This is a genomic window from Streptomyces sp. NBC_01478 (genome assembly GCF_036227225.1).
Taxonomy (GTDB): Bacteria; Actinomycetota; Actinomycetes; order Streptomycetales; family Streptomycetaceae; genus Streptomyces.
Genome location: NZ_CP109444.1, coordinates 6,433,138 through 6,451,123, shown reverse-complemented (window position 1 = coordinate 6,451,123; position 17,986 = coordinate 6,433,138). Strand labels below are relative to the sequence as shown.

General features: G+C 67.3%; 11 protein-coding genes and 2 pseudogenes. 4 read left to right on the top strand and 9 right to left on the bottom strand.

All coding sequences use genetic code 11. The features are described from left to right. The first annotated feature begins 53 nt into the window (after positions 1 to 53). Positions 54 to 950, top strand: a complete 897-nt coding sequence (locus OG223_RS29230; protein ID WP_329265536.1) for a phosphorothioated DNA-binding restriction endonuclease — start codon at positions 54 to 56, stop codon at positions 948 to 950. Positions 951 to 1,174: 224 nt separating this feature from the next. Here OG223_RS29230 and OG223_RS29225 read toward each other — a convergent pair whose 3' ends face one another. After that, positions 1,175 to 1,639 carry a hypothetical protein gene (locus tag OG223_RS29225; protein ID WP_329254890.1) on the bottom strand — a complete coding sequence of 155 codons (465 nt, stop codon included), beginning with the start codon at positions 1,637 to 1,639 and terminating at the stop codon, positions 1,175 to 1,177. A 248-nt stretch (positions 1,640 to 1,887) separates the two neighbouring features. Then, positions 1,888 to 2,766 (bottom strand): annotated as a pseudogene (locus OG223_RS29220) (LacI family DNA-binding transcriptional regulator); the annotation flags it as partial. Positions 2,767 to 2,834: 68 nt separating this feature from the next. On the opposite strand from OG223_RS29220, the gene OG223_RS29215 reads away from it, so the two are divergent. The 3 genes and pseudogenes from OG223_RS29215 to OG223_RS29205 form a co-directional block, all read left to right on the top strand. Beyond that, positions 2,835 to 3,134: a transposase gene (locus OG223_RS29215; RefSeq protein ID WP_329254887.1), complete on the top strand. Its 300-nt coding sequence runs from the start codon at positions 2,835 to 2,837 to the stop codon at positions 3,132 to 3,134. 242 nt (positions 3,135 to 3,376) lie between these two features. Continuing rightward, the gene (locus tag OG223_RS29210; protein ID WP_329254884.1) at positions 3,377 to 4,240 is read left to right on the top strand and encodes an IS3 family transposase; all 864 of its coding nucleotides are present in this window, start codon (positions 3,377 to 3,379) and stop codon (positions 4,238 to 4,240) included. A 40-nt stretch (positions 4,241 to 4,280) separates the two neighbouring features. Further along, positions 4,281 to 4,559: pseudogene (locus OG223_RS29205) on the top strand (hypothetical protein); the annotation flags it as partial. Between the two features lie 77 nt (positions 4,560 to 4,636). Here OG223_RS29205 and OG223_RS29200 read toward each other — a convergent pair. From OG223_RS29200 to OG223_RS29170, 7 genes are all read right to left on the bottom strand, one after another. Next, a complete protein-coding gene (locus OG223_RS29200) occupies positions 4,637 to 6,322 on the bottom strand; it encodes a TIGR04141 family sporadically distributed protein (protein ID WP_329254881.1) in 1,686 nt (561 codons plus the stop codon). Between the two features lie 109 nt (positions 6,323 to 6,431). After that, positions 6,432 to 6,839 (bottom strand): hypothetical protein, encoded by a 408-nt coding sequence (locus OG223_RS29195; protein ID WP_329254878.1) that lies wholly within the window; start codon positions 6,837 to 6,839, stop codon positions 6,432 to 6,434. Then, entirely contained in the window at positions 6,836 to 9,310 is a 2,475-nt protein-coding gene (locus OG223_RS29190) for an AAA family ATPase (protein WP_329254875.1), read from the bottom strand. Before OG223_RS29190 ends, OG223_RS29195 begins: the two co-directional genes overlap by 4 nt. A gap of 279 nt (positions 9,311 to 9,589) precedes the next feature. Continuing rightward, positions 9,590 to 12,865, bottom strand: a complete 3,276-nt coding sequence (locus OG223_RS29185) for a type I restriction endonuclease subunit R (protein ID WP_329254872.1) — start codon at positions 12,863 to 12,865, stop codon at positions 9,590 to 9,592. Next, a complete protein-coding gene (locus OG223_RS29180; RefSeq protein WP_329254869.1) occupies positions 12,862 to 14,106 on the bottom strand; it encodes a restriction endonuclease subunit S in 1,245 nt (414 codons plus the stop codon). The genes OG223_RS29185 and OG223_RS29180 overlap by 4 nt, the downstream gene beginning before the upstream one ends. Continuing rightward, entirely contained in the window at positions 14,099 to 15,739 is a 1,641-nt protein-coding gene (locus tag OG223_RS29175) for a class I SAM-dependent DNA methyltransferase (RefSeq protein WP_329254866.1), read from the bottom strand. Before OG223_RS29175 ends, OG223_RS29180 begins: the two co-directional genes overlap by 8 nt. A gap of 41 nt (positions 15,740 to 15,780) precedes the next feature. Further along, entirely contained in the window at positions 15,781 to 17,892 is a 2,112-nt protein-coding gene (locus tag OG223_RS29170; protein ID WP_329254863.1) for a hypothetical protein, read from the bottom strand. Between the last annotated feature and the right edge of the window lie 94 nt (positions 17,893 to 17,986).

The following is a 17,986-nucleotide window of genomic DNA, read 5'->3' as shown; positions in this document are numbered from 1 at the left end:
TTCCACACATGCGCAGATCGCTGGTCAACGAGGCGCGATTACGATCACCGGTCATGGACTGGCTGGAGCGCACCGCGCAACTAAGGCAGTGGACCAGAAGCGGGACCCGCGCTCCGCACAAGCCGTTGCTGTTGCTGTACGCCCTCGGCCGGTTCCAGCAGGATGCCGCCGTCGAACTGCGGTACAGCGCGGTGGAGGAGGATCTGCAGCGGCTACTGACCGAGTACGGTCCGCCGAACAGGACGACTCCGGCCTACCCGTTCCACCACCTGGTGAGCGACGGTGTGTGGGAGGTGCGCACCGATCGCGGACCGGGCAGCCCCGGCAGCGGGGTGCGGAAGTTGCGGGGCGCGGGGGCCGCGGGGCGGCTGGCGCCGGAACTGCGGGCGGCACTGCGGCGTGAGCCGGAGCTGCTTGGCCGGATGGCACGGGTCCTGCTCGACCTGCACTTCCCGCCTTCGCTCCACGGCGACCTGTGCGAATCCGTCGGCCTGGAGCTGGAGCCGGCGGAGACCGGACAGCTCTCGGCCGCCGTGCGGAGGCGGCGGGATCCGCGGATGCGCGAGCAGGTCCTGACGGCCTACGAGTATCAGTGCGCCTTCTGCGGCTACGACGGCAGAATCGGCGCGGTGCCGGTCGGGCTGGAGGCCGCGCACGTGCGCTGGTGGGCGTTCGACGGCCCGGACGACGTCGACAACGGACTGTGCCTGTGCTCGCTGCACCACAAACTCTTCGACAAGGGCGTCCTAGGTGTCGGCGAGGGCAACCGCGTCCTGGTCTCCCAGCGCTTCGTCGGCCACAGCCCCGCCGCCCGCGAACACGTCATCGCACTCGCCGACCGACCACTCATCGGACCTCAGCCCGGCACCCACCCCATCGCCGCGATCCACCGCTCCTGGCACGCCAGCCAGGTCTTCCACGGCAGCCCACGCCCCGCCACGACCACCTGACCGTCGAATCATCGACCTCGACCCACTGGTAAGGAGTGCACCGCCACCCGCCGAGGATCCTCCGTCAGATGCCGTTGACCTTTCGGCCGTTACTGCCGACGCCCTGGCTAAAGCTGTCGTGTGCGCAGGATCTCGAAGGTCCTGCGCACACGATGAAGCGCCCGTGGAAGACCGAACCCCTTTGAGGCCCGTTCAGACGGCCGGAGGGATCCGTTCTGGGGTGCTCAGTTCATCCGCTTCAGGTCCCGGGCGCTCATTCCGAACAGCACATTCGGCTGCACGTACTTGAAGGTGTAGCCAGCGACGAGAGCGGCGGCGATGAACTCGCCATTGGTGACGTACCTGCCGGTTGCCCGCTCCATCACGTGTTTCACGCTGTAGCTGCTGGCGGTAGGGGTCTTGATCGGCGTGATGTTCTCGCGCAGCCACGCGGCCGTCTCCATCACCGTGGCCCCGCTCCCGGCCAACTCCTCGCGGCCGGCGGCGAGGTCGGTCCGGCGCTGCTCGGCCGTCTTGCGAAGGGGATCGAAGACCCCGATGCCGAAGGAGTTGAGCCACGGATGCTGCTGCATCACCTCGGCCAAGGCAGCGACCTGTCGGCGGGCCACCAGATACGCCGTTCCGGTGGCTGCCTGGTGGGCGTGAATCTCAGCCTTGCGGCGACGGTTCGTGGTCATCGTGTGCTCCATCTGGCGGGACGCCCCACATCCACCCCGCCACGGATACTTGGATGACCTGGCGGAACGCTGCTGCGCGATTCGGGGAACCTTGTCTTCGCCGCCACGATGGACGTGGGCCACCATGACTCGGAGCGGGCAGGCGCGATCTGCCATGTATAGCGTACGCCCCAACCCAGCCCCGGCGCGGCAAATCGGGGAGATCCGCCGTCGCCTTACCAGTACGACCACCAAGGCCACCGAGCCGCACACGTCGCGCGCTAGAAGGGCTCCATTCGAGGTAACCGGAGCCCGTCTCCCGACCATCCGGCCATCGTCGTAGCGCGAGCGCGCAGCAGCCGATCGAGTACGGCAACCGGCGAGCGCGGGTGCAGGCCACGCCGGGCATCGAGCGCTGCCTCCCACTTATCGGTCAGGCTGGCCTTGAGGCGCTCGCGCATGCCAGGGGTCACGTGGGCGTAGCGGGCCGAGACCGAGCCGTCGATGTGGCCCATGCGCTCGTCCATGAGCACCTTCTCGGTGCCGAGATCCTCCATGTGCGTGCGATGAGAGTGGCGCAGGCCGTGCGGGGTGAGCCCTCTGGCGACAGGCAGCCAGCAGGCGTCGGCCCTGCCTTGGGCGTTGCGGCCTCGGACCGGGATGCCGGGCCAGGGCTCGCCGAGCAGCGGGACCGGGCGGGCCTCCTGAGGTGCCTTCTTCGGGTACCAGCCGGAGGTGGCCGGCGCGAACAGCCAGGTGGCGAAGCCGTTGCGGCGCCAGTGGGCGGCGTTCTCCGTCGGGACGCCTCCTCGGACGAACTTCAGCTCGGCTATGGCGCGTTCAACACGGACGCGTGTGTCCTCCCGTACCCGCTCGGGATGGTTGAGAACATTGGACACAGTGCCGCTGGAAACCTCCGCGCGGCGAGCGACGTCCACGAGCTTGGCGCCCGTGTGTCCGCCGGTGCGAGCGGTGCCCTGGCCACGGAACACGTACCTCTTGCCGTGGCAGGCGCACGGTGTCGGCTTCGTACGGGCGATGTGGTCGGCGACCAGGGCCGACAACCAGTCCGTCACATCGATGGTGCGGTAGCTGTCGTCCTTGGGCGGGCAGCGGATCAGCTCGCCTGAGTCCAGCTCGTACAACTGGTGCTCCACCCGTTGAGGGGCCCCGAAGTTTCCGGACAGGCACCCAATAGGGTTGTCCTGAACGAGGAAACGAGGAAGAAGTGGCGCCACCCAGTAAGTACTCGCCGGAGTTCCGCGAGGAAGCCGTCCAGATCGCGTTGGGGTCAAGCAAGACGATCTCCGAAGTTGCCCGGGAGCTTGAGTTGAACTCGGAGACGCTACGCGGCTGGGTGAAGAAGCACCTGAAGCAGCAGGAACCGGCTCCCGATGCAGAATTGACGGTTAATGAGCGGGCGCGCCTGAGGGAACTCGAACGACGTATCCGTGAGCTGGAGATGGAAAATTCTTTCCTGAAAAAAGCCGCCTTAGATTCAACCGGTCAGAGCAACAGTGCAGGTTGAGGGCGGTAGAAGTGGCGAGACTGGGACGGCCGGGGATGTCGGACGAGATGAAGGCCGACCTGTGGCGGCGGTGGAGGTCCGGGGAGTCGATCAGCGCCATCGCGACGAAGCTCAACAACCGTCCGCGCAAGTGCCTGGGTTTCCGGACACCAGCAGAGAGCGTTGCCTTGACCGGTTGAATCTAAGGCAGCGTACTTCGCGAAGGATCCCCGGTAGCAAGCAAGTACGAGTTCATCGACGAGATGCGGCTCGACACCGAGGAGTACGCATACAGCGTCGAGTTCATGTGCGGTCGGCTCGGTGTATCCCGATCCGGCTACTACGACTGGCGCTCCCGCCCGGAATCCGCGACGGCCCAGCGGCGCGAGGAACTGAAACTGCTCATCAAGAAAGCCTTCGATATGTCCGACAGCACCTACGGGCACCGGCGCCTCCAGGCCCAGCTGCACCGCTGGGGCGTCGTCGCGGGCGTGGAGCTGGTCCGCCGCCTCATGCGCGAACTCGGCCTGGTGTCGTGCCAGCCACAGCCGAAGAGGTTCAACCTCACTCAGGCTGCGGCCGACCAGGTGCCGGACCTCGTCGGCCGCGACTTCACCGCGGATGCGCCCGGTGAGAAACTCGTCGGTGACATTACCTATGTTGCGACCGGGGAAGGCTGGCTGTACCTCGCGACGGTAATCGACTGCTGCACTAAGGAAGTCATCGGGTACGCGATGGACGACCACTATCAAACTCCGCTGATATCCAGGGCGATCCGTAACGCGGCACGGAACAGGAACCTCTCGGCCGACGCGATATTTCACTCGGATCGCGGAAGTAACTACATGTCGGCCGAGTTCGGGAGGACGCTGGACCGGTTCGGGCTCCGTAGATCCGCCGGCCGCACCGGGATCTGTTTCGACAACGCCATGGCCGAATCATTCTTCGGCGCCCTGAAGAACGAGCGCGTATCAAGGGTGACTTACCTGACCCGCGAGGCCGCTCGGCAGGACATCACTCGATACATCGAATTCTGGTACAATCGCAAGCGCCTCCACTCGGCGGTGGGTTACCGCCCTCCGCGCGAAGTCCACGCCGAATACGAGAAGTTGCGAATCGCCGCGTGATGTAAACGGTCAGAAGCCTGTCCGGAAAACGCGAGGCCCCTCAACCGTCTTTCTGCCGAACATCCAAGCCATGCGTGACCTCGTCATCCGGCACGCCGACCTTCTGAGCGAACCCGAGATGCCGCCGCTTCTGCTGCAACTCTGCGCGCATGTGTCGGGTTACGAGATCACCGTCGCCAGGTGGGCGCAGGGCAGCTACGACCAGCACCAGTCGGTGGTGTCGTTCCCCAGCGAGAAGATCGGTGTGTATGCGCGGGAGGGGTTCGCCCGGCTGAAGAGAGAACAGGCCCGCCTGCTTGGACGGCGAGACGACGGCTGACCACACAAGCGCCAAGTGGGACGGCATCTCTCCAGGCTTTACTCAACGTCGTCGTACGCCGCTACGGTGAGCGGCGGCTACGCCGCCAACCGCCGGATCCCAGTCGAGGTGACGACCGACGGAGTTGAGCCGATGCCGACGACCTCAACCTGGACACCCCATGCTTCGAGCGTCCTGGCCGTCTGCACCAAGGTGACCTGCGAGAACGGGAACAGGGTATCGGCGGTGAGGTCAGTGCCGTCCTTCAGCAGGATTGCGAAGACGACCTTCGAAGGCCGGAAGCCTTCCGGTAGACCGCGCCCCTGCCGAGCCGCAGCCACCTTCTCGGCGAACCGTTCCCTGCCCTCCGGGGAGTTCCGCAGCGTCTGTACAGCGACGAGGGCCTGGCTGAAGAGGTGGCTCAGCGCGTCGGAGCCCTTGGCGCGCTTCACCATGACCAGGACATTGTCCGGGCTCAGCAGGTCGCAGATCTCCACGCCGTTCCCGCGGTGCAGCGCGGTCTGAACGTTGTCGCGGTCGAAGCAGACGTACCCGGGCCGCTGGTCAGGCACGGACTCGTTGTAAGTGCGCTCCTTCTCTCCGAGCACCCACGGGGGCAGGTCGACGGACGGGGAGTGGGTGATCAGCCGCTCGGCGTGCGAGCGGATCGCCTTCAGATACGCCTGGTCGATCTCATACCAGTGCTCGTCCATCAGGAAGAACCGGCGAGAGTCGAGAAACACTTCCGCCTCGATCCAGCGAAGCGCGCTGGACGCCCAGATTTCGTCGGCCCGGTCGGCGCGGTGATGCCGATACAGAGTGACAGTTCCTTCCCGGAGCGCTGCCACGCGGCTGCCCGCACGCTGGATGCGTGCGCGGCAGAGGACGTACTCAAGGTCGAAGTCGTCGGCCGACCGGCCGGCCGCATCGCTGTTGATCCTGGCCCTGAATGCCCGGGCGGCCATGTAGTCGTCCCAATGGTCGGCGGGGACGGCGACGTTGATTCTCCCGTCGGGCTCCTGCCCCAGAAGGTCGTCGAGGATGGCCTCCAGGCCGGTGACAAGGCTGGGATCGTCGACAGGCACGACGTGTTCGACGAATTCCAGCTCCGGGCTCGGCTTCTCCTCGCGCAACACGCAGGCGATCGCCCGGATGTCGGCGATCAGGTCGGCACCCTCCACACCGAGCCGCATGCGCAGGCCGGCGCCGCCCTCGGCACTGGAGATCTTCCCCGGGTTGTCCCGGGAGATGGTGAGCGGGATGTTGTCCAGGTGGCCGCCGAGGCGGCGCACGATCTGCGCGTGCTCGACGATGCCCAGGCTCCATACCGAGGCCCCGCTCGGGATCAGGGTGATGTCGGTACGCCCTCCGCCGGGAGTGTGCGACACCAGGTCCCGGATCTTCGCGGGGTCCACCCGGCGGGACGCGAAGCTCAGCCCGAAGCGGTGGTCCTTCAGGCTGTCGGGCACCAGGCGGAAGCCCTGGTCGTAACCAATCGCGTACACCTCACCGTCGACGGCCAGCATCGGCAGGCCGGCCGAACGGTTGACGGGCCGTGACACCTCGATACCCGTCGTTCGGAAGATCTCGTCGCACCAGCTCGCCACCGGCTGCTCGAAGCTGCCGGTGACCAGGATCGCCGGTACACCGAGGTTCTCGGGGACGTCGAAATCCGCGTAGACCCTTTCCAACTGGTCCGCGTCCAGGGCGTCGAACATCGCGTCGACAGTGGGAGGCACGCCTCTGAGCCGGTACAGGGTTCGCTTGGACGTACGGGCCGTCATGGTGTTGCTCCTCATTCTGGTCTTTGTGGACGGCCGCGATAAGCGTCCTCGTGGTGTCGTTCTCACGTGTGTCTCCTCCCGGCAGCGACTCTCCTGGCGCCGATGCGGGTCAGAGGGCCAACAGGGCGACGATCGCAGCGACTTCGGTACGCCAGTCGCCGACCTGCTCCTCCGTCGGACCTATCTCGTACTGGTGGTAGTGGCATCCCAGGCAGAGCTGGCTCCACACGGCCTTCGCGCGGCGGGCCGTTCCCGCTTCGGCGCAACCGCGGAGCCAGAGGAACGCGGCCCGCTGGGAGCCCTCCCGGATCGCGCGCGGCGCCCGGTGGGCGGTGAGGCGGTCGGCGACCGCGCTCTCCAGCGCGACACGGAGGGCGAAGGCGGCACCTCGACACCGGCTCGCCGTAGTGGCAGCGGACGCGGCGGGTACGGTCGTGGCAGCGGGCGTGGCGGGCTCGCTGGTGTCCGTGAGGAGCAGGTCGGCGGTGTCAAGTAGCTGGCGAATCGTCTGGTTCACGGCCCCTCCTCGGGCTTGCGTACCGTCAGGGCAACGGCCTTGATGCCGTCCACGAACCGGTGGGGGTCCGGCATCGAGGTGCCCGACGGGTGGGCACCCTCCTGGCACTGTCGGACGAGGTCCACCGCCCCAGGGCCACACCGCCTGCCCAGCTCGCGATAGACGTCACTGGCCCTCTTCGACGGGTCTCCGAAGAGCCCCAAGGCGGCGATGTCCATCAGCGTGACGGCCCCCGCGACGGTCTTCTCCGCCTCGTGTTCGGCCAGCCCCGCCCGGTGCAGCCGCAGCCACGCGGCCTCGGAGAAGGCCCGTTCCAGGACGGCACGGCAGAGACTGGGCAGCACATGGGTCAGCGCGACCGGCGGGAGGTTTCGCGTGCGGATGAGGGCGCGTGCGTCAGCCAGTGCCTGACCGACCGGATCGGTCACCCGGTTCACGGTCACCACGGACCGGCCAGCCCGCTCCACCTCCAGGACGGTCACCGGGAATTCCTGGTTGGTGAAGGCCCGCTGGAGCCGCGTGTCGTGGGTGAAGACCACTACCTGCCGGGTCTCCCCGAGGTCGTGCAGGACCTTCGCGAGGCCGTGAACCTTGGCGGGATCCATGGACTGCACGGGGTCGTCGATGACGACGAATCCGAAGGGGCTGTCCGGCGCAGCGGCGCGCGGCAGGAAGAGCGAGAGCGCGAGGGAGTGCAGTTCGCCCTGGCTCATGATGCCAAGGGCCGCCGCCTCGGTGCCGTCGACGGACACATCCATCACCAGCTTGCGCACGGTGGCCTTCTCGCTACCGGTCAGGCGCACGGAACGCAGGTCCACGTTGCTCTGCTGACGCAGTTCCTCCCAGATCCGCTGCGAGTGATCCTCGAACGGCCGCAGCCGCTCCTCGCGCAGCTCGGCACGCGCCTCCTTGAGCCACTTACGGGCCGCCCTGACCTGGCACAGCCGGGGCTTGCCGGCGTACGCGGGCCGGCCCCGGTCGAGCCAGCCCGCCAGGCGGGTGACACAGGAGCGCCACTCCTCGTCGAGCTTTTCCAGCTCCCGCAGCGCCTCGTCGCGCAGCGCGGCGCAGGCGTCGGCGAGGACGAGCGCGGCGGTCTCGGCGCGGGCTGCGAGCCGCTCGGCGTCGTCGATCGCCCGGCACGCCTGCCACTCCTCCCACGGGTCCACGAGCGGGGCGGGCAGCCACGCGGGGACCGGGGTGACCAGGTAGCGGAGGGCGTCCACCGCGTCCCGCAGCCCGGTACGGGCCTCCCGCGCGGTCGCGGCCTCCTGCCGCAGGATCGTCACTTGTTCGGCGGCCCGCTCGGCCCACGCCTCGTCGAGCGCCCGGTCGGACCCGCACACCGGGCAGGTGTCCTCGTCCTCGTGTCGGCGGCTGTGCTCCAGGGCCTTGGCCAGCAGCTCCGCGCGCTGGTGGGCGTCCTCGGCGCCCGAGGCACGTACGTCGTCGAGTACGGCGACGGCCTCGCGCAGCCGGTCCACGGCCGCGCCGACCGCGCCGAGGTCAGGTCCGGTCAGCGCGGCGGTCGTCCGCAGTTCCCGGAGACGGCCCTCGTCCGCGTCGGGCAGTGAGGTCACGAGGGCGTCGAGCTCGACGAAGTCGGGGTCGCCCGCCTTGCCGACGACCGCGAGCGCGCGTACCGCCCTCGGGTCGTCCAGCGCGGACAACGCCTCGGCAAGTACGGGCCGTTCCGCCTCGGCCTGCTTCAGCGCGGAGTCGAGCGCCTTCTCAATGCCCTGGAGCCGCTCGTCCGCGTCGGTCAGTTCGCGGAGTCCGAGGACGGCGGCGACCGAGTCGTACTGCTCGCTGGGCCTGCCATTGAGAACCTTGTCGAGATCCGCGTACGACAGAAAGGGGCTGTAGTCCTTCAGGGCCCGCTCCCACCCGATGCCAGCGAAGGGCCGACGGCCGTGGCCCGGCCGCCTGAACTCGACCTCGGGGGCGGTGACGTCGTCGCCGGACCAGGTGCACATCAGAGTGGACAGCCGAGGGTCGCCCGCGATGGCGAGGCGGACCTCGACCTTCGGGTCGGCCCCGTCGTGCAGGTTGCGCCAGTGCCGGCGCCACACCTCTCCCCGCTGCTTGTCCAGGCGAGCGGTCCGGCCCGTGAGCGCCGTCTCAGCGCCCTCGGCGAAGCTGGACTTCCCCGAGCCGTTACGCCCCACGACGAGGGTGACTCCGGGCTGCGCGGTCAGCGGCAGACGAGCCTTGCGGCCGATGCCGCGAAAGCCGTTGACGCTGATGGAGTCGAGGAACACCCGCTGGTCCGGGTGCGCAGCAGCGGGGGTGCCGGAGGACTCCGTCGCGGTGGCGCCCAGTGCCTCTCGCAGGAGTTCCCGAGGTGCCTCGGCGAGCGCCGAGCTTTCGAGGCGGGCGGTCAGGCGGGAGACCGTCGAGGAGGCGCCTCGGCGACGATCGGCCTGATGGTCAGATGCGTTCGGCTCGCTCTGTGCGGGGTGTTCCGTCATGGTGCTCTCCGCCCTCTGTGGTCGGTTCCAGGTCCGGATTCGTGCGGTGAGCGAGAGGGGTGAGCCTCTCGCTTTGCGCGAGCCCGGTGTTACGGAACAGACGTTAGGGGCGAAGAAGTTACTCAATCCATGTTTTCAGCGATAACTGGGGTTATCAAAGAAACCAAGACAAGGACCATCCATCATGAAGCGCGGGGTGATGTCGTACGGCACGACCGCGTCGAGCGCACCTGGCCGTGACGGGAGGGCGCCCCTGGTGTCGCCCTCCCGTATGCGTTGCTACTTCGCGGCGGGCGCCCAGAGAGCGGCCACGATCTCCATCTGCTTGAGAACCAGGTCGACCGCCTCGCGCTCCTCCTCCGGCGGGTAGTCGAACATCGCCAGCACGCGGCGGATGCGGGTACGGAGCTTCGCCCGGACAGGTTCGCGGGAGAGCCAATCGACAGAGAGGTTCTTCTGGATGTCCTTGACGAGGGCACGGGCGATCTTGGCGAGGGTGTCGTCGCCACCCTCCATGGCCTCGGCCATGTCGCGGTGTGCGACGGCGTCGTAGAAGGCCAGCTCGGCGTGGGTCAACGGCGGGTCGAACCGCTCGCCACGGCGGGCCTCCGCCGACACCTCCCGTGCCAGGGCGGCGAGTTCGGCGATCACCTGGGCGCTGGTGAGCTGCTGGAGCATGTAACGCCTCATCAGATCATTCAGACGCTCGGTGAAGCTCTCGTTGCGGACGACGTTGTGCTTGGTCACCTCGCGCATCTTCTGCTGGATCATGCGGCGCAGGGCCTCGGTGACCAAGTGCGGGGTCTCCGAGTTCTCCAGATTGCGCAGCTGCGCCTCGTTGAGACGGGTGATGTCCAGCCGGCCGATACCGGCCTCCGCGTACAGGTCGGTGATGTCGTCGGCGTCTACGACCGAGGCCGCGAGGGCTTGCAGGTAACGCTGGACCTCGGCGCTGAGCGGCTCCCCACTCGCCTCGCGCTGGGCGGCGTCGAGCTTGATCATCCAGGCCCGGACCTCGCTGAAGAAGGAGATGTCACGACGCCAGTCGTCCAAGTCCTCGCAGCGCTCGGCGATCTCCTTGCTCATCGCGCAGACACGGTAGAAGCGGTCCAGCCGGGCGGCGCTGTCCTTGAAGCGGACGGAGAGCGGCTTGGCGGGAGGCTCGACTTTGTTGCCCGGGTTCTTCGGGTCACGCAGGAAGTCGGCGGTCAGACGCAGCGCGCGCTTGCGGGAGTCGGGACGGCTGGTGTCGGCCAGCCACTCCTTCCATCGGCTCCCGGCCAGCAGCCCCTTGATGGTGGCGATCTCGTTCTTGACCTCGGTGACGGCCCGTTCGATGTCCGCGCCGAGGGTCTGGTCCTTGCGGTCCTGGTCCGAGTACTCGCGCAGGGCCTTGGTGAGGTTGTCGGTGAGGGGCGCGTAGCCGACGAGCAGACCATCCTGCTTGCCGCGGAAACGGCGGTTGACGCGAGCGAGCGCCTGCATCAGGTTGGCGCCCTGCATCGGGCGGTCCATGTACAAGGTGTGGATGGGCGGGGCGTCGTAGCCGGTGAGCAGCATCGAGTGGACGATGAGCAGTTCCAGCTCGTCGTCGGGGTCCTTGGCGCGCTTCTGGACGACCTTCTGCTGGGACTTGCGCAGCGAGTGCTTGCGCATGTGCTCGGGGTCGGAGCGGTCGCCGTGGAAGACGATCTTCATGACGCCCTTGTCGACCTCGTCGCTGACCCAGCCGGGCCGCCGCTCGGCCAGCGCGTCGAAGACCCGTACGCAGATCTCGCGGGTCGCGCACACGATCATCGCCTTGCCCGGGGCGCCGATGTCGGGCTTGACCAGCTCGCGGCGCTGCTCCCAGTGGGCGATCAGGTCGTCGGCGAGCTTCGCTATGCGGTCCTCGGAGCCGTAGATGGTGTTCATCGTCGTGGCGTACTGGATGGCGCGGCGGCGCTCTGCGTCGTCCATGCCCTCGGTGACGGTGTTAGCCTGCTCGTCGATCTTGTTTGGGTCGACACCCTTGGGCAGGTCAACCTTGATGACACGCGGCTCGTGGAAGACGCGGACCGTAGCCCCGTCGTCTACGGCGCGCTTCAGGTCGTAGATGTCGATGTACTCGCCGAAGACCGCACGGGTGTCGGCCTCGGCCTTCGAGATCGGCGTACCGGTGAAGGCGAGCAAGGTGGCATACGGCAGGGCGTCGCGCAGGTGGCGGGCGTAGCCGTCGAGGCTGTCGTAGTGCGAGCGGTGGGCCTCGTCGACGATCACCAGGATGTTGCGGCGCTCGGAGAGGAGCGGGTGCGACTTGCCGGCATCCTTCTCCTCCTTGCTCAGGCCGAACTTCTGGAGGGTGGTGAAGACGATGCCGCCGACGTTGCGCCGCGTCAGCTCGGTGCGCAGCTCCTCGCGCGTGTCGATCTGGTGAGCTTTTGTCTCCAGCAGGGACTCGCTGTCGAGGAAAGTGTCGTAGAGCTGGTCGTCGAGGTCATTGCGGTCGGTGATGACAACGATGGTGGGGTTGTTGAGTGCCGGATGGCGGAGGACGAGCGCGGCCGTCTCCACCATCTCTTCCGACTTTCCCGCGCCCTGCGTGTGCCAGACGACGCCGGCCTGGCCGTTCGTCCGCGACGCCTCGACGACGGCGTCCACCGCCTTGTTCACCGCGAAGTACTGGTGCGGCTTCGCGATGCGCTTGCCGGAGAGAGGCTCGCCCGGCTTGGGCGGAGGGAAGTTGACGAAGTTACGGGTGAGGGAGAGGAACCGGTCCTGCGTGAACAGGCCGTGCAAGGCCAGGTTCAGCGCGTCGAGACCGTCGTAGCCGGGCTCGTTGGTGTCGACGCGCTCGCCCTCGTGGTCGACGTTCCAGGGCGCGAAGTGTTCGTACGGCGTGAATGCTGTGCCGTACTTGGCGGTTATGCCGTCCGAGACCAGGCAGAGGACGTTGTAGCGGAACGCGATCGGGAACTCCGAGACGTACGTCTGGAGTTGGGCGTGCGCCGACCTGAGGGTCGCGTTCTCGTCGGAGGCGCTCTTCAGCTCGATGACGGCGAGGGGCAGGCCGTTGACGTACAGGACGATGTCGAAGCGGCGGTGGCTGCCGTCGGTGTCCCTGACCGTGACCTGGTTGACGGCGAGGTAGCTGTTCGCGCCGGGGTCCGTGAAGTCGACGAGGCGGACGGTGGGGGTCTGCTCGGCGCCGAACTCGTCGGTGTAGGTGAGGCGCATGCCGGTGGTCAGGTACTCGTGCGCCTGCTTGTTCTCCGGGTATGCCTCACGGGAGGCCGGGTCCGTGGCGATGCGGAGGGCTTCGTGGACGGCGGCGGCGGTCAGCTCCGGGTTCAGCTTCTCGACGGCTGCCTGGAGCTCGCCGTGGAGGATCAGGTCGTCCCAGTCTCGGCGGTGGCCGGTGCCGGGGGCGAGGTCTTTGCCGGGCCTGGATTCCCAGGCGAGTTGGGCGAGTTCGTCCAGGGCCAGGTGCTCCCAGGTGGACTCGGTCATTTTGGCGTCGAGGTGGGCAGGGGTGGGGCTGTCAGGGGTGTGCTCGCTGCCGCTTTCGGTGGTCATACGGCTTCCTCCACGACCTTCTCAGCGTCTCGGACCCGGAGCTTGCCGGACATTAGCTGGGGGAGGAGAGCGTCACGGAGAGTGACCAGGGTGCGAGATTCACGGTCAAGTGACCGCATGTGCGTGAAGGAATCCGATGCCACTTCACCGAATTCAGTGAGCAGATTTTCGTCAGGTCGGTTGATGTGAAAGTTCGCCGCGTCCACAGCAGCAACCCGCTGACGCCCCGATGAGCCAATCATGTTCCGGATGGCATGCTCACGGAATCTATTACTACGCGCCAGGAAATAGCCGAACTCGGGTGGGATTCCCTGGACTGAACGCATCACGATGAACTCAGTAGAACCCACCCCGATTTCACCATCATCCATAAAGTCGACATACCCCGTCTTGCCGTTCTCCAGGCACGGCGTGATACGGGCCAGAAGCGTGTCCCCATTGGCGAATCGAGTTCCACCCTTCGGGTTCCTCGTTGCCCAACTCCCGATACCTGCCCGACTCGTAGAGAGAGCAGCCATATCCACATAAACAGCATCTGCGGACGGCTTCGCAACCTTGGGGTTGAAGCGAACAAACTCGGTCACGGGCACAGCAGATTCACGGTCTGGCTCGACCTCCAGCCCCATACGCTCGACCTGCAGCTTGAGCAAGTCCTCGTACGTAACGGCGATGCGCTCGTTGGCCGCGACCTTGTCGTCCAGTGCCCCAAGTACGGCCGCGACGGACTCCTGCTCCTTCCGTGAAGGAACGACAACTGGGACAGCGCCGAGAATCTTAGTGTTCAGGTTCGGCATAGTCGCACCGACAGCGTGTTGCTTAATCCACTGCCGCACGCTGGGATGACCTAGGTAGTAGGAAAGGTAAGCAGAGTTAATCGCGTCACCTGACCTAATTCGCAGACACCCTGTCCCGCAAAGCCAGCCTTCCTGGACTGGGCGAACCAGCGCTCTCCGCTCCACGTCGCCTCTGCGCGAGTAGACAATGTCGCCAGCCTGAAGAAGATACCGGGAAAGCCTCAAAGAGTCCTCAACAGTGATGCGTGCAATGAAATCCTCCCGGATTACATTGTCCCCAATATCCTGGGGCATCACGCTCGGAACTCCAACTGGAACATAGTCCGAGGCGTGGAGTTGACTACCGAAGGGGCCCGTTTGGATATTGCCGCCACCGCGCTCACAGATCTCTGCCAGCGTGGATTGCTCCCAAGCGGTCGGTACACCAGCAACAATTGCTTCAGTCACCGATCCTCCCCAACTGCTCCCGCACCACCGCATCCAACCGAGCCGACTCATCCAACTGCTCGAACAGCTCCTTGGTCAGCCGAGCGATCTGCTCCTCCACCGGCTCCGCGTCCGGGTCCTCCTCAACCTCCGCTGCTCCCACATATCGCCCCGGCGTCAGCGCATAGTCGTGCTTCTCAATCTCCTCCAGCGTGGCGCTGTAGCAGTACCCCGGAACGTCCTCGTAGGAAAGACCCTTATCCCGCGCCGACTTAGTGCCCCGCCACGCGTGATACGTGTCGGAGATCTTCTCCAGGTCCTCCTCCGTGAGGACCCGCTCCGTGCGGTCGACCATCGTGCCCATCGCGCGCGCGTCGATGAACAGCACCCGGCTCCGCCGGTCCTCCAACGCCTTTGTGTTCTGCGGGGACTTGTCCTTCGTCAGGAACCACAGGCACGCCGGGATCGCGGTCGTACGAAACAGGTTGGCCGGCAGGGCGATCATGCAGGACACCAGGTCCGCCTCGACCATCGCCGCGCGGATCTCGCCCTCGCCCGACTGATTGGACGACATCGAGCCGTTTGACAGAACCACACCCGCGCTGCCCCGGTCCCCCAGCTTGGACACGATGTGCTGGAGCCACGCATAGTTGGCGTTCGACTGGGGCGGGGTGCCGTAACGCCACCGCCGGTCGTCCGACTTCCTCGCCCAGTCCGACATGTTGAAGGGTGGGTTGGCCATCACGAAGTCGGCCTTCAGATCCGGCAGTTTGTCGTCCGCGAACGTGTCCGCCCAGCGATCTCCGACGCCCTTCGGGTCCATGCCGTGGATGGCTAGGTTCATCTTGGCCAGGCGCCAGGTGCGCTCGTTGGCCTCCTGGCCGTAGACCGCGATGTCGTGCGTGTGGTCCTTGCCTTTGCGCCGTTCGACAAACTTGCCGCTCTGCACGAACATGCCGCCCGAGCCGCACGCCGGGTCGTACACCCGCCCCTCGTACGGCTCCAGGACCTCGACGATCAGGCGGACCACGCTCGCCGGTGTGTAGAACTCGCCGGCCCGCTTGCCCTCCGCCCGCGCGAAGCGCTCCAGGAAGTATTCGTACGTCTCGCCCAGCACGTCCTGTGCCGGGCGGTCGCCATGGCCCGTGAAGCGCGCGTCACTGATGAGGTCGACGAGTTCCTTCAGGCGCTTCTGGTCGACGTTGTCGCGGTTGAAGATCTTCGGGAGGACGCCGGTGAGGGTCTTGTTGGCCTTCATCACCTCGTCCATGGCCGTGTCCAGAAGTGCGCCGACACCGCCTTCTGCGCTGGCCGCGTTCTCGGAGATGTGGTCCCAGCGGGCGGTCGGGGGGACCCAGAAGACGTTCTTCTCCGTGTACTCGTCCTTCTCCTCAAGGAAGGCCGCCCGGCGGTGCTCGGGGATCTGGGCCAGCTCGGGGTCGGCGGCCAGTTCCTCACGGCGTTCGGTGAAGGCGTCTGAGACGTACTTCAGGAAGACCAGGCCAAGCACGAACTCCTTGTACTGGGCGGCGTCCATGGAGCCGCGGAGCTTGTCCGCGGCCTTCCACAGGATGTCCTGAATCTCCTTGGTGCTGGAGACACTGAGCAGTTCGCCTTGTCCGGCGGCTGCCGCGGCTCGCTTGCGGGGTGGCATCGTTCCTTCTTCCGACTCGTCGGTTGGTGGGTGTGGATTGGTTACGTGCGGTTGATGGTTCGGTCTTCGCCGAGGGTGAGGGTGCCGTCGGCCAGGCCCGCGATGGTCAGGCGGCGAGCCTCGGCGAGGGCGTCGGACTGGGCGCGCAGCAGGCGTTCCCGGCGTTCGGTCTCGGCGAGGAGGGCTTCGAAGCGCAGGACCTCGTCCGGGTCGAGGTCGGGGAGCTGGTAGTCCTCGATACGGCGGGCGGGGCGTACGGCGCTGGGACTGCGGGCAGTGCCACGAGCCGCGCCGAGCAGGGCCGCGAGGACCCGGGGAGTGAGCGGACGGGTCGCGCCGGCGTTGACGCGGAGGACACGGGCCGGGAACGCGACGACCGAGAAGCCGTCGTGGTCGACGTACACGCCGAGGCGGGGCGCGAGGGTGTAGACGACGTCACCGGGCTCGGTGAGCACCGCCCGTTCGTACGCCGTCGCCAGCAGCAGGCGGTCGATGCGGCGGTCGCCCACGGGGCGTTCGCCGGTGATCTCCTCGGGCCCCAGGACGGTGTGGTGGCCGTCCCGGGTGAGCTGCTTCTCGTCGATACGGTGGCCGGGGAGGCGGGTCACCCTGCGTGCGGTGACCAGCTTGCCGAGGGTAGTACGCCTGGGCAGGCGACCGACCCTGCGCATTACGGCCCCTCGGTAGGGGCCTCGCCCGTCCTCGTACGTGCGGGTGCCCGCCGTCGCGCGCTCCAGGCGGGCCTCGGCCTCGGCGATCAGGGCGGGGCGTTCGGTGACCTTGTCGGACCAGATCGCGGAGGCGGGCGGCGCAGGCGGGGTCAGAGGACCGCCGAAGGCCCGGTCCAGGTCGGCGACGGGGACCACACGGCCGTAGCGCGGGTCGTGACCGTCGAGTCCTCGGAAGCCTTCCGCCCGCCAGAGAAGGACGTCCTCGGCGAGTCGCATGCGCACACCCGGCGTGAGCTGTTCCGAGCTGATGTCGGCCAGTAAGACCAGGCCCTCCGCCTCCCGGACGGGACCGCGTGTGAGCGTCCATAGGGCGGGACGGTAGCCGGGGCGGAAGGGCAGGACCCCACCGGGAAGCGCGATGACCGATTCGACGATGTTCTCGCGCAGGAGGGCCGAGCGGAGCTGGGCGGCCTCGGTGCTCTTCAGTTCATCGACGAGCGCGTCGGCCGGTCCGAGGACGAGGGCTGTGCAGCCGGGGCGGAGGAGGTAGGCGACGCGTTCGAGCTCCGTCAGGGCGGCGAGTACCGAGCGGTCCTCGCCCGGGCGGTACGGGAGCTGGGTGACGACGATGTCCGGGTCCGCGAAGCGTTCTTCCAGGTCGGAGCCGGTCTGCACGTCCAGGTCGAGTTCGCTTACGCCCGCCAGCAGGAAGCGGCGGCGGGTGATGCGGGTGAGCCGGTCGTCGGGGTCGGCGGCGAGGACGGTGACGCGGTCGCGGTCCTCCGTGTTGTCGAGGAGCGCGGCGAGCAGGTCACCAGCGCGGGCGTGCGGATCAGCGAGGGTGAGGGACTCGCCTCGCTCAAGACGGACGCGGAGGTCGGTGAGCTGGGTGAGCAGACTCCGCAGCTCCGGGGTGACCGCGTCGGCGGCGAGGGAGTCCAGTCCGAGCCGGGAGCGGGCGGCGAGCAGCCACTCATACGCGCCGCGCTCGTCGTAGGCGGATTCGACCAGGTCCTCGGTGAGGCGGGCGAGCGGGGCCGCCGTGGCGTCGATCGAGCGAAGCTCGCGGAGTACAAAATCGTCCTCGGCGTCGATTCGTTCGGCCCGGCGCAGCAGCGCAGACCAGAGGGCCTCGTCGGCTTCGGCGTCGGGCAGGGAGGCCGGGGAGACGTTCGAGTCGTCGGCCAGTGGCCGGCGGTCGAGCTGGCGCAAGCACAGCAAGCTGCCCAGCGTCTCGACCAGCTGCCACGGCGTGAAACGGTCCCGCAGCGCGATGATGCCGAAAAGGGCCAGCTCGGATCGGAGCTCCTCCTGGGCGGCGTTGCCAAGGCCGGAGGCGATCAGCCAGTCGGTCACCTGCGCACCGTCGAACAGCGGCCGTCCTGAGTTCTCGGAGATGGCGGCAGGGAAGTCCGGGTGGCGTCGGCGCCAGGTGGACACGACAGGGCGCTTCACCCGGGCGAACGTCGCGATGTCGGACATCGACACCAGGAGGGGCGCCGGTGCTGGGGAGCGGAGTGCCGGGTTTGGCAGACCAGTGACCACGGTGCGCATCCCTCCCCCGCTCATCTATCGT

Bases quoted from the DNA above. Each gene is read 5' to 3' on its own strand.
- OG223_RS29230 (WP_329265536.1), top strand. From the start codon at position 54: ATGGACTGGCTGGAGCGCACCGCGCAACTAAGGCAGTGGACCAGAAGC.
- OG223_RS29225 (WP_329254890.1), bottom strand. From the start codon at position 1,639: ATGGAGCACACGATGACCACGAACCGTCGCCGCAAGGCTGAGATTCAC.
- OG223_RS29210 (WP_329254884.1), top strand. From the start codon at position 3,377: ATGCGGCTCGACACCGAGGAGTACGCATACAGCGTCGAGTTCATGTGC.
- OG223_RS29200 (WP_329254881.1), bottom strand. From the start codon at position 6,322: ATGACGGCCCGTACGTCCAAGCGAACCCTGTACCGGCTCAGAGGCGTG.
- OG223_RS29190 (WP_329254875.1), bottom strand. From the start codon at position 9,310: ATGACGGAACACCCCGCACAGAGCGAGCCGAACGCATCTGACCATCAG.
- OG223_RS29185 (WP_329254872.1), bottom strand. From the start codon at position 12,865: ATGACCACCGAAAGCGGCAGCGAGCACACCCCTGACAGCCCCACCCCT.
- OG223_RS29175 (WP_329254866.1), bottom strand. From the start codon at position 15,739: ATGCCACCCCGCAAGCGAGCCGCGGCAGCCGCCGGACAAGGCGAACTG.
- OG223_RS29170 (WP_329254863.1), bottom strand. From the start codon at position 17,892: ATGTCCGACATCGCGACGTTCGCCCGGGTGAAGCGCCCTGTCGTGTCC.